Source organism: Pelagicoccus sp. SDUM812005 (assembly GCF_031127875.1).
GTDB lineage: Bacteria > Verrucomicrobiota > Verrucomicrobiia > Opitutales > Opitutaceae > Pelagicoccus.
Map to the genome: position 1 here is coordinate 227,973 of NZ_JARXIA010000006.1, position 11,660 is coordinate 239,632.

Sequence of the window (11,660 nt, forward strand, 5' to 3'; positions counted from 1 at the left end):
AGTATGGATATCCAGAAGTTAGTTGTGCACATTCCTGCTCGGGCCGGCAGCAAGCGATTACGTTCGAAGAATCTCCGTCTGCTCCGAGGGAAGCCGATGATCTCCTATGCCATCGATTGCGCTTTGGCGAGTGGTCTTGCGGACGAGATCTATGTTAATACGGACTCTTCAGAACTTTCAGAGCTGGCTATCGAAAGCGGAGTAAAAGTTTATAAACGCGACCCGAGCCTTGCTGCTGATGATTCAACTGGAGACGATTTTACTGCAGATATCATTGAATCTCTACAATTGGATACTCTGATGATGATCAGCCCTGTTTGCCCTCTGGTAACGGTCGAGGATGTGACGAGGGCGATTGAATGTTATCGCAATGATTCTGCTGCGGATACGCTTATAACATGCACGGAGACTCAGATGCAGGCTGCGATGGAGGGAACGTTTGTGAACATCAAGCCCGGAGCTCCTCTCGCTCCAACGCAGGATAATCCGAAAATTCAGATTTGTAATTGGGCGGTTACTATTTGGAATGGGCCCACCTTTTTGAGGAATTACCGCAAGTTTAAAGGCGGGTATTGTGGAACGCGAAGGATTCTTCTTCCGATCGATCCGCTTCACTCTGTTAAGGTCAGCAATGAGGCGGACTTCAGGCTTGTTGAATCGTTGTTGAGGGTTTCCGAAGACTCGGGAGGGGAAGGCGAAGTGCGTTATTGGGGAGATTCTTCTAATGCCTAAACGTACTTGCGGAATGCCAGAAGAACGCGTTTCTTTGGATTAGCCGCCGAAGCAAGCCCTGTATGTCGAATACCCAATACTACCAATCCTTTTGTAACACGCTGCGTCGTTCACTTGATGCTGTCGTGGTAAATGCTCGAGATGGACAAATGGTCGAAACTGAAGAAGCCTTCGAAATCGTTTGTCGTAAGGCTTTAGCGATTCGGGATGCCGGTCGAAATATGTATCTTTGTGGAAATGGGGCAAGTGCGGCATTTTCGAATCATATGGCTTTGGATTGGACGAAGGCGGGCGGGGTGCCGACGTTTTCCTTCAGCGACTCGGCCTTGTTGACTGCGATGGGTAACGATCTTGGCTACGAAAACGCGTTTAGCGCTCCCTTGAGTTGGTATGCAAAAAGTGGAGACCTGCTCGTGACTATTAGCTCTTCAGGGAATTCTCCTAATATCATCAAGACAATTGAGGTCGCTAGAAGTAAGGGAATGGAAGTCGTTACGTTTTCGGGGATGGGAGAAGGGAACAAGTCGCGTTCGATGGGGGATCTGAACTTCTACGTTCCATCTGAAACCTATGGAATCGCCGAATCAGCCCACCAGGTTCTGCTGCACATCTGGTTGGATAAGTTTATTGGGATCGAGTACGGTTCGTAGCTAGAAAAGGAATTATGAAGATCTGGAAAAACACGGGAACGCTTGACGCGTTTGTGCCTGAACTATCGCAGCAGTTCGTTGATCCGGCGGATGCCGAGGTTGCTGTTCTAGGGAGCAGGCCGGTCGATCTGGATTCCATGCCGCGTTTGAGGGGGATTTTCAAGTGCGGGGTAGGCACTGACAACGTACCTTTTGAAGAGTGTGCGCGGCGAGGCATCAAGGTTGGCCTTCCTTCCGAAGGAACTGCGAGCGTTATCTTTGAGGAGACTGCATCGTTTGCTGTCTCTCTCATTTTCCGTATGCTGTATTCCAATGTCGGAGACTTGGATGCTTGGCGGAAAGAGACTCGTGTAGCAGCCCAGAAAAAGAATGTTTTGGTAGTCGGCTTGGGAAACATAGGAAGCCGAGTTGTCAAAAAGCTGGAACCGACTGTAAACGTGATTGGTTACGATTTGGCGATGTCGCCGCTTGATGTACTCGAAGAGTTAATCCCTAAGGCCGATGTCGTTACTTTGCATATACCCCTGGAGGAAGGAACTCGTGGTTTTTGGGGAACGAAGCATCTGGGTTTGATGAAAAGGGGGGCTGCCTTGGTCAATACGGCTCGTGGGCCTGTGGTAGATGAGGACGCCTTGTATGAGGCATTGGGGCAGCATCGAATTCGAGCGGCGTTCGATGTGTTCTGGAAAGAGCCATATGAAGGGAAATTGAGAGAAATGTATCCAGACCCCTTTTACATGACTCCGCACGTCGCAAGTACATGCGTGGACTTTCTCGAAGGCTTAGCTGAGGATTACCGAGCTTTTGTGAAGCAATTCTAACAAATTATGCTCAAGGTAGGAATTATAGGATACGGTAAGATGGGGCGAATTCGCCACAAGGCTCTTGTAGGTGACGGTAGGGCTGAGGTGGTCGCGATCTTTGACCCCGAGCCGATTGATGACGCGCTGTGTGCTGTGGTCGATAGCGAGAATGAGATCTTGGAGAATCCGGAGATTGATGCAATTTTCGTCTGTGCTCCCAATTTTCGAATACCGGAATTAGCTAAGCGCGGCCTAAGGTCGGGAAAGCATGTCTTCGCGGAAAAACCACCGGGGTTCACTGCTGCCGATGTTGAAGGAGTTCGACTGGTAGAGGCGGAATCGGAGGGGTTGAAGCTCATGTATGGTTTTAACCATCGCCACCACGCGAGTATCAAGAAAATGAAGTCACTCATCGAATCAGGGGAACTAGGTAAGATTCTTTGGATGCGTGGCCGTTATGGAAAGGAAGTAGATGACTCTTATTTCGAGACGTGGAGGGCGGACCCCAAGTTAGCAGGAGGTGGAATCATGTTGGACCAAGGCATTCACATGCTAGATCTTTTCATGTATTTTTGTGGGGGATTTGATGTCGTGCATGCTTTGGTTTCAAATCTATATTGGAAGATTGATGGAGGAGAGGATAATGTTTTTGCAATCTTCAAGAATTCGGAGACAGGAGTGTGCGCATCACTCCATTCGACGATGACTCAATGGCGCTATTTGTTTTCATTGGAGATCTTTTTGGAGGGTGGGGCTTTGATACTGAACGGGCTAAAAACTTCATCAGGCGTTTATGGCGATGAGGATCTGGCGATTAAGCGTAATGATTCTGATGCCCATGGAGGGTTCGCCCACGAGGAGCATATCGTATATCACACTGATGTTTCCTGGGCATCGGAGATAGGGCATTTTATTGATAGCATAGAAAAGCGTCAGCCTGTGCTTCAGGGGACGTCACTGGACGCTCTGAACCTCATGAAGATTATGGATCGGATTTACCAAGGAAGCTGAGTATTTAACACACGATTATCGAAAATGAAGCAGTCGTACTTTGAGTTGCTGAAAGAGAACGAGATAGCCTTGAACTTGTCTTTGGTCGAGGAGTCGATGCTCGGGAAGAACCTCTTTATCTGGGGGCTTGAGCCTATTGCGTTTGTTCTAGCCGACTACGTGCGGGAAAAATACGGAATGAAGGTGGAGGCGTTTGTCGATTGGTCTGGTGAAAGAGTTGGGGGCCAGGAAGGAAAGACGCCCATTGTAAGTCCAGCAGAACTCAGAAAATCGAAGGTTGAGAGTGATTGCTACGTTCTAATTGGAGTCTATGCTTGGCGGAATGTGGGTTGTGTGTTGCTTAATATGGGCTTCTCGCATTTAGCGGAGTTTGCGGTGCCGTTCTGCAATTTCAGAAGCGATGTTCCGTTTTATGAAGGAGAAAAATTCGGGAATCTCCTGTTTGTAGGCCAGCGAACTAGCAATTTTGCAACTTTGAAGTCTGGTCTCGTTCCGTATCGGCTAGATGGATCGCCAATTCGGAAAATCGGCGCGTTTTGCTCTGTTGCTATGGGTGCTACGATCGTGCAGAACCATCCGACATACGCTTCTACAAGTAGTTACTTTTTCAATACTGATGATCGAGTTTTCGAGGAGCATTTTGGTGCATGCAATCCTGTGACGGAGGTTGGGAATGATGTATGGCTCGGACGGAATGCGGTCATTATGCCGGGAGTTCGGATCGGGAACGGAGCAATTATTGGTTCTTCATCAGTCGTGACGAAAGATGTTCCGGATTACGCGATCGTCATGGGGAATCCAGGGCAAATCGTTAGTTTTCGATTTAGTCCTGAAGAGATTTTATTGCTTAACGAGACACAATGGTGGAATTGGCATTTGAGAAAAATAGACAAAAATAGGGAACTATTCCAATCGGATGATGTGACCCCCTTTTTCGATATGCTGAGAGAGGCACTGAATCGTGAAGAGTGCTACTAGGCGATGCTAACAGGTTCTAAATCGAGAAGTTGTCTTGTCCTATGCCATATCGCTAGTTGGTCGAGCATGCATGCTCTCGCTCTTGCCGATCGATTTCGTAGTGAAGGTGTAGAAGTCGAATTCATGGTGGCGTCAGCCGATCGAACCGATGCTGGAAGGGATTTGGCAGAGTTTGGCGCCTTAGTGGAGGGCTCAGGATTTGGTCGAGTTGTATCTACTCAAATTTACAATTCCAGCAGTGAACTGTACGGGTGGTTGATGGACTACGTGAACTCTCAGTTGGGTAGTGATAGAGATGTTGAGCGCTTCTACCTCCCTTGTAATGAGTTTAATAATTTTCATTCACCCAGCGTTGATGGAATAGTAGCTCTCGCACGTATTTTAGAGTTAAAAGGTGTTGAGCTGCACGCTTTTGATCATGGGCCAGGTGATTGGTTGTCTTCTTATGACGAGACACACTCGGACAGTCTCTCTTACGCTAAGATGATCACATTTTCCACAGTTCAAGTGTTTGACCCGAAGGGGTGGCTTGGGGATGGCCGTTGTACCGTTCTTGATTCGATCCATTGCTTGCATGCGATTCGAACTGTCGGAGAATTCGTTAAGGAAAGGGACTCACGTTTTTTTGATTCGCTCAGTGTGGAATCGGATTCGATTTTTATCATCGGAGGTACTTATGACTATTCGATCGGGAGAAGTTGCTTTGAAGAATATATACGAATAATCAGGCAAGCAAAGAAGAACGGGATAACCGTCTATTTTAAGCCTCACAAACACTATTATTTAGAAGGTGATCAAGGTGTTATAGCGGAACTCAAGAGGGAAGGAGCTATTCTCGTCGATGCTGTTTCCTGTGGAGCTGAAGTATTGATCGAATTGCTGAAGCCTATTGGGGTCGTTGGCGTTTGCTCAAGTGCCTTGCGACATAGCTGGCATCATCTTGGGGTTCCCGCCTTTACCGTTGTGACCGCAAGCCTCATGCAATCGTTGTTGGAGGGGGAGAGGGCGAATGCTGGATTAGCGATGAGTCTGAAGAGTGGGCGCTACCGATTCTTAGAGATTATGATGAATGTCTGTAGTTTGCCTCATTGGGATGAACTGGATCTATCTTTGTGGACGAGAAGTCGAAAAACTGAATACGAAGAGGTACTTTCAATAGTGAAAGAGCGGTCTGCTTTGTATCGGACTCTTCTGCCGATGAGGGAAATGGTTTTTTCTAATTATTTGTCGAGATTGAGCCGGATTAAAGGAAACTGTGACGATTACTATCTTTACGCATTGGACTTGTGCTCAGAGAATAATTGCAGATTCGCTGTTTACGGAACAGGCGAGGGTGGGAGGGATGTGTTGAGACTCGCGAAAAATCTCGGAATGTCACCTGTCTATATGATCGATAGTAAGGCCAATGAGCCCTTTTCCGAAGTGTTTGGAGTTAAAGTGAGACCATTGGATGCGGTGTCCGATGAGGAGTTGGGCAAGTTGGATGCTATTGTCGTCTCAAGCGTGACCTATTACAAGGAAATCGTCAGTAAGCTAAGACCTGTATGTGAATCCGCAGCCATACGAATCATTCATTTCGGTGATCTGGTTCGCAGCTAAACTTAGCTAGGTTTGGATCGCGATGGCAATGGCATCAGATTCTGTATGACTGATTGATATATGAAAGCCGGGGAAAGATGGCTTGCCGTTGGAGTCAGCGGAAATTGAAATCTGATTGAATGGAATGTCTCGAAAGGAATTATTCGCTTTTGCGATTGCTTCTTTTGCGGCGAATCGTCCAGCGAATGACTCTATTGGGTTAGGTTGGAGGATGCAGTGAGCTATTTCTTCTGGAGAGAAATTTTCTTTGTAGAAGGTTGCGCTACGGTAATCTTCCTGTCTCTCGAATTGGGATACTTTTTCAATGTCGATACCGACGGAACGAATTGTAGATGGGAAGCTGGATGAGGCCTTTGTCGTCTCGACTGCTCTTGTTTTTAGGCGTGGTTTAAGAGGGCCTGACTCGCTTCCGAGGCATTCTAAAAGTTGGCCGTAGGTTTCGATGTTTCGTTTTGATCCGTTGAGGGGGAATCCTGCATCGGATAGTTTTGAATACATCCGATGGAGGATGATTGATCCAGCAACGGCTTTTTTGCCGACTGGGGTATTTGAGTTTATCGAGGAAGGTGGGGTCTTTAGAAAACTCGCCACGATCTCTCTGATTTTTTCGTCGTCTTCCATGTTAATTGAAGTTATATATTCACCACCCTCCGTTGGCACAAACAAAGCACATGTAACGCTCTCGACCATCATGCTGAGTTACCTTTATTAGGCCGCGTCCACCAAGCTGATTGTCTTCGTTGAGCGTTTTCATGCAAATGCTGCAAGTTGGCGTGGTTTCTTGCTTATGGGCGAGAGAAGGGTTTGCGTAGCTTTCTAGCCTGTTTTTTAGCTCAACTAGAAAGGTACTCGCTTCTTTGCCATTTGAGACTCGGTGATCGAAGGCGAGGGATAGTATGATCGATGAGCCATTCGTTTCTGATCGCGCAATGCCGAGGATTGCAGATTGGTTTTTGTTTACAAGCGGGGTGAAGTGGCTGATGCCGGTGGCGGTCAGGTCGCTTATGGTGAAAGTGCTTCCTGTGAGGTCGTTGCCGTCGAGCTTTCGATCGAGGTACTTGTTTGCGAGTTGAAGGATCGACTCTTCTAACTGTCGTAGTGATTTTTTTGGCGTGTTTTGAATTTTGGCAACTTTAAGTCCGTCGTCTATGTCTATTGCAATTCCGATATCGATAGAGTTGTAGTACACAATGTGATCGTTTATAAAGTAGGCATTCAGGTTTGGAAATTGCTTCAATAGTCGGGACGATTCGTATACGGCGATTGGTAGAATGGAATCGGGAAGGTGGGCTAGGGAGAGGCTCAGGGCTTCGTAGAGGCCGTGCGTTTGTAGGTCTGTAAAGACTATGCTGGTCAGGCCTGCGGATTGTACGGAGCTCAAGTAACGAATCTCATTGGCTTTGCTAGGGCTGAGCTTTTCTAGGCGCGTTCCTGGCAATGGAGTTTGGATTGCCTCCGCGGACGTTTGGAGAGGGGGTGAGGAATTTGGGTGGGTATGTCCTAGCTTTGCGTGCACATCATGAATCGAGACGAGATCTCGGTCCTGGAAGTCGGTTTTGGATAGGCCATACTTTTTAATGAGTTTCAAGGCACTGCTGGAGAAAATTGTTTCTGAAGCTTCGTCAGTACTACGGTCTTGCTCCTCAAGTTGAAGCCGGTTTGTTTCGAAGTCTTCTTTTGTTTCGTGAACTCGAGCGATGCGGTGTCCAATTGGGACTTCTTGGTCGAGTTTAACCGTGTATTCGATTACACCTGCCGTCGGCGATTCGATTGGTGTGACAGCCTTCGATCCTTCGAAGTCTAGAATAATATCTCCGGTTTCGATTTCGGCGCCTTGATCGAAGTATAGGTGTACGATCGCAACGCTCTGGTCGTTGACGTTTTCGGCTGGGATGAGGATTTCGATTGGAGGTTTCATCCTATGAGTTCCGCTGCGGCTTCAATGATTGATTTGACGTTTGGTAGCGTTTGTTCTTCGAGTCTTTTAGGTGATGGAATTGGGACGGGTAATGAAGCGACACGTTGGCAATGGAGGGGGATTGATGCACGTTCGCAAGCTGAGCTCAGGATTTCGCTGCCGATTCCTGAAAAGGCGCTTCCTTCTTCGATGACGAGAAGTCTTCCTGTTTGTTCGGCTGACTCTAGAATTTCCTCAAGATCAAGTGGGTGTAGCCTAGTGACAATCAGCAATTCAGCCTTCATGTCTAGTTTATCGAAAATCGGGCGTATGCCGTCGATCGCGAACTCGCTAGAGCCACCATACGTAACGATGGTTAGAGTTGGTTTTGATCTGACTGGTGCGATTCGTATTGTTGGGTATTTCTTTTGGTTTCTATGTATGCGATAGTTCGTTATCTTCTTCGGTGTTAGTCTCTTTCCGTAATCCGTTTTATTCTCAATAACGACTACTGGATGTTTTTCTTCGTGTACAGAATTGTAGAGAAGGGAAGGGTCGAGAAGCGAGTTGAGGGCGACCACTGTCACGTTATCGATTCCTACGAGGAACTTCTCGAGGCTTTGGGAGTGAGTAGGGCCGTAGCCGCGCCGACCCCCCATTGGTGTCCGTATCACGATGGGACAGGTGGTTTGTTTATTGTATATGTGGTAATATTTGGAGGCGTGATTCACTATTTGGTCGAGGGCCAATAGCATGAAGTCTCCGAACATGATTTCCACGTAGGGCTTAAATCCTGATAGGGCTAGACCATTTCCGATGCCGGTGATTGCAGCTTCGCTGATTGGTGTCGAAAAGGTGCGGTCAGGGAAATCGATTGACAGGTCCTTGGCTACTTTGAAGGCCCCTCCATATGGGGAGAGTACATCTTCGCCGATGAAGACTGTCTTTGGGTCTTTTCGCATTGTCTCTTTGAAGAAAGCGTTAAGTCTCGAAACTTGACGTTCATCGACGGTTTCGAGGGGTCTCCATTCTTGTTTTACTTCCGATTCTTCGGGAGGCTCATAATATTCGTCGATGCTAAGTTCGTTTGCGCGTTCCGCTTCCTCAACCGCTCGATTGATACGAATTTTTATAGATTGGTCGAGAGCGATGAAATCTTCGCTGCTTTCTTTTTCTAAAATGTGAATCGGATCTCTGGCACGGTAAGCTTCGATTTCTATGGGATCACGGTCATCGTCACCCTTGGAATGAGCCATTAATCGATACGTATCCACGAGATGGAATACGGGCTTGCTGTTTGTTCGAACGAAATCTATCGATTTCTTCGCATTCCTGATTATTGCATCAGGTGTCCAAGTCTCGCTGTGGAAAGTTTCTATTTCGAAGGCCTCTGGGCGCTTCAGTATGTTGCCGGCCAAATTGACGGATTGGTGAGTCGATTGAGCGTATAAGTTATTCTCGCAAACGATGAGAAGGGGAAGCTCCCATTTTGAGGCGATGTTCATTGTCTCGTACAGCACACCTTCGCCGAGCGTACCGTCACCAATGAAGAGTGTCGTGATTGCGTTGTTCCGCTTGAGTTTATGAGCTAAGGCCAGTCCAGCTGCATTCGGCGCTATTCCGCCTTGGATACCGTTTGAGTAGAAGTTACCCTTCTGCAGGTGCTGGCTGCTGCCGATGCCGCCACAGGTTCCGGTGCTTTTTCCCATCAGCTCAGCAATTAGTCCCGCATAGTCTTTCGTGAAGGCGATGTAGTGGCCGTGGCAACGATGATTTGAAAATATGGAGTCGCTACTCTCTAGTTGGCCAGCGAAGGCGATTGCGGATAGTTCTTGGCCAACGCTGGTATGTACGGTGCCATTGAGGCGTCCCTTAGAGAAGAGTTCGAGGAATTGCTCTTCGACTCTGCGGATTAGGAGGGCTTGTTCTAACCAAGGAGGCATGTGTTTTTGCTCGGGGAAAGTATTGTTTGTATGGAGTCAATGGGTCTTGCCAGGAATTCCCTTCTAGGAGTCAGCGGCTTCCTTTTCTTCGCGTTGCTTTCTAAGCATTTCCGCCCTTGCGAGGGCGGTGGCTTGAATTTCTAGGGCGGAGATTCTGGCCTGTTCCTTTGATTCGCCATTGAAGTGCTCCTGAGCGTAGATGAGCTCGTCGAGAGGTGGCCCCTTACGGATCATCATATCCTTGGTGAATTGCCTCTCGTATTGCTGCGTAATCATCTTTTCAAACTGGCAGAACAATTCCTTTGATGGAGCTATTTTTCGGAAAAGCTGATGGAGATGCATGGCTCTCCCGAGCAGTCCTCTCGCAGCGAGACTGTTACCTGCTCTCCATTTAACTAACGGTTGGTTGAGGTAGTGCAATCGGATGGGGTTTTTATTTAGTGTGTAGTTCCATAGTAAATATACGTGTGGGAATAGGTTTTCTCGCGAAAACTCATCGTCTTCTAAAAGAATTTTTTCGCCTATGCTTCTTTTGACAACCCAAGACGAAATGTAGCAGCCGAGGCCATTAATGTTAAGGCACTTATTCAGGTAATTCGAGAGTTCTTCGCTTTCTTTGAGTAGGACACTTATGCTTTGATTGTTCTCGATGTAAGCATCGTTCTTGTTAAACTCCATATCAACGGTGCAAAGCGAACGATTTAGGAGGAAAAGGTCCGATGTTGGGTTGCTCTCCAATTCATGGATTAAGGTGGGAATCGAATGGTCCCAGATTTCATCGTCATCGCTGAGTATCCAGACGTATTCGCTAGAAGTGAGTGAAAACGAATTGGTGATGTTCTGCTGTGGTCCTAAATTGCTTCTGTTGTTCTTGTATTTTATCTGTGGGTAGTGGCGTTGCCATTTTCGTACGATTTCCTCAGTGGCATCCGAGGATCCATTGTCGCAGATGCAAACTTCGAATCTTGTTTCGCTTAGCTCTTCGAAACTTCTAGTGATTTGGCCTATTAAATTGTCGAGCAGTTTGCATCGGTTGAATGTCGGGATCGCGAATCCGAGGTAGGGCCTGTTCGTGTTGTTTGATGGCATCTAAAGTGATTTGGGATTATTTAGGTTGCGTCGGCTAGATCGGCTAGGCAGGTCATTGCAAAACTTGAAATGTGTTCCTCGTCGAGACCATGTTTCGCTCTCAGGTGTTTTTGCGAACCAACGAATTTGTAGTTTTCAGTCTGTGTTTTTAGGCAGCGGAACAGTGTGTTCATGTTGTTTCGGTGCAAGGTCTCTGATATTAGGCTACTAAGCCCTCCGACTCCGTGTTCTTCCACAGATATTATGATTTTTGTTTTTAGCGCGATACTTAGGAGGCCAGCTTCGTCAAAAGGTTTCAAGTAGGGAGAACTCGAGTAGCCTGCGCAGATGCCCGACTGAGTCAGTCGCTCGGCCGCGGCCTTTACTTGCTCGAGGATTCCTCCTGTCGATACCAACATAACGTCTGAACCTTCCTGCAGTATTTGTAGGGTTCTTAGGTCCTTGATTCCGTCTATGGCGGCGTGAATGGTTGGTTCTCTTGCTTTGCCTAGCCTAAGGTAGGAAGGGCCAGGCTTTTTGCAAAGTTCCCGAGTCGCAAGTCGGGTTTCAAAAGGGTCGCCCGGCGCAATCACCCTTATATTGGGAAGCGGTAGCGTTACTGCGAGATCTTCTGTCGCATGGTGCGAGTATCCAAGGTTACCATACGCCATTCCTCCTCCGACAGACACTACCGTAACGGGAAGATTATGGTAGCAAACGTCGTTTCTAATTTGCTCGAGACAGCGTAGTGTTGGGAAGTTTGCGATGGAGTAGGTGAACACGTGAAATCCGCAGGAAGCTAGGCCTGCGGCGAGTCCAGTCATGTTTTGCTCCGCCACTCCTGCGTTCAGGAAGCGATCTGGGAACCTTTCGGCGAAGGGTTCTACGACGGAGTAGCCTAAGTCGCCCACAATAAGGAATAGGTTGAGATTGGTTTCCGCCAATAGGGTGAGTTCTTCTATGAAAGCTTGTCGCATAA

At 47.6% G+C, this 11,660-nt stretch carries 11 protein-coding genes; 6 read left to right on the top strand and 5 right to left on the bottom strand.

Annotated features, from left to right (window positions below; translation table 11 throughout):
* Window positions 1-3 precede the first annotated feature (3 nt).
* The 6 genes from QEH57_RS09640 (at window position 4) to QEH57_RS09665 (ending at window position 5,773) form a co-directional block, all read left to right on the top strand.
* Complete coding sequence (locus QEH57_RS09640; RefSeq protein ID WP_309006518.1) at window positions 4-732, top strand: hypothetical protein; 729 nt, start codon at window positions 4-6, stop codon at window positions 730-732.
* 62 nt (window positions 733-794) lie between these two features.
* On the top strand, window positions 795-1,382 hold the full coding sequence (locus QEH57_RS09645; RefSeq protein WP_309006519.1) for an SIS domain-containing protein: 588 nt from the start codon (window positions 795-797) through the stop codon (window positions 1,380-1,382).
* 14 nt (window positions 1,383-1,396) lie between these two features.
* A complete protein-coding gene (locus QEH57_RS09650; RefSeq protein WP_309006520.1) occupies window positions 1,397-2,203 on the top strand; it encodes an NAD(P)-dependent oxidoreductase in 807 nt (268 codons plus the stop codon).
* Between the two features lie 6 nt (window positions 2,204-2,209).
* The gene (locus tag QEH57_RS09655) at window positions 2,210-3,196 is read left to right on the top strand and encodes a Gfo/Idh/MocA family oxidoreductase (RefSeq protein ID WP_309006521.1); all 987 of its coding nucleotides are present in this window, start codon (window positions 2,210-2,212) and stop codon (window positions 3,194-3,196) included.
* A gap of 24 nt (window positions 3,197-3,220) precedes the next feature.
* Window positions 3,221-4,174: a CatB-related O-acetyltransferase gene (locus QEH57_RS09660; protein WP_309006522.1), complete on the top strand. Its 954-nt coding sequence runs from the start codon at window positions 3,221-3,223 to the stop codon at window positions 4,172-4,174.
* 66 nt (window positions 4,175-4,240) lie between these two features.
* The gene (locus QEH57_RS09665) at window positions 4,241-5,773 is read left to right on the top strand and encodes a polysialyltransferase family glycosyltransferase (RefSeq protein ID WP_309006523.1); all 1,533 of its coding nucleotides are present in this window, start codon (window positions 4,241-4,243) and stop codon (window positions 5,771-5,773) included.
* Window positions 5,774-5,779: 6 nt separating this feature from the next.
* On the opposite strand, the gene QEH57_RS09670 is transcribed toward QEH57_RS09665, so the two are convergent.
* The 5 genes from QEH57_RS09670 to QEH57_RS09690 all read right to left on the bottom strand — a co-directional run bounded on the left by QEH57_RS09670 (window position 5,780) and on the right by QEH57_RS09690 (window position 11,658).
* On the bottom strand, window positions 5,780-6,394 hold the full coding sequence (locus QEH57_RS09670) for a 4'-phosphopantetheinyl transferase superfamily protein (RefSeq protein ID WP_309006524.1): 615 nt from the start codon (window positions 6,392-6,394) through the stop codon (window positions 5,780-5,782).
* Between the two features lie 19 nt (window positions 6,395-6,413).
* The gene (locus QEH57_RS09675) at window positions 6,414-7,691 is read right to left on the bottom strand and encodes a 2-oxo acid dehydrogenase subunit E2 (protein ID WP_309006525.1); all 1,278 of its coding nucleotides are present in this window, start codon (window positions 7,689-7,691) and stop codon (window positions 6,414-6,416) included.
* Complete coding sequence (locus QEH57_RS09680) at window positions 7,688-9,613, bottom strand: thiamine pyrophosphate-dependent enzyme (RefSeq protein ID WP_309006526.1); 1,926 nt, start codon at window positions 9,611-9,613, stop codon at window positions 7,688-7,690. The genes QEH57_RS09675 and QEH57_RS09680 overlap by 4 nt, the downstream gene beginning before the upstream one ends.
* 63 nt (window positions 9,614-9,676) lie before the next feature.
* Window positions 9,677-10,702 carry a glycosyltransferase gene (locus QEH57_RS09685; protein WP_309006527.1) on the bottom strand — a complete coding sequence of 342 codons (1,026 nt, stop codon included), beginning with the start codon at window positions 10,700-10,702 and terminating at the stop codon, window positions 9,677-9,679.
* 20 nt (window positions 10,703-10,722) lie between these two features.
* Window positions 10,723-11,658: a transketolase C-terminal domain-containing protein gene (locus tag QEH57_RS09690; protein ID WP_309006528.1), complete on the bottom strand. Its 936-nt coding sequence runs from the start codon at window positions 11,656-11,658 to the stop codon at window positions 10,723-10,725.
* Between the last annotated feature and the right edge of the window lie 2 nt (window positions 11,659-11,660).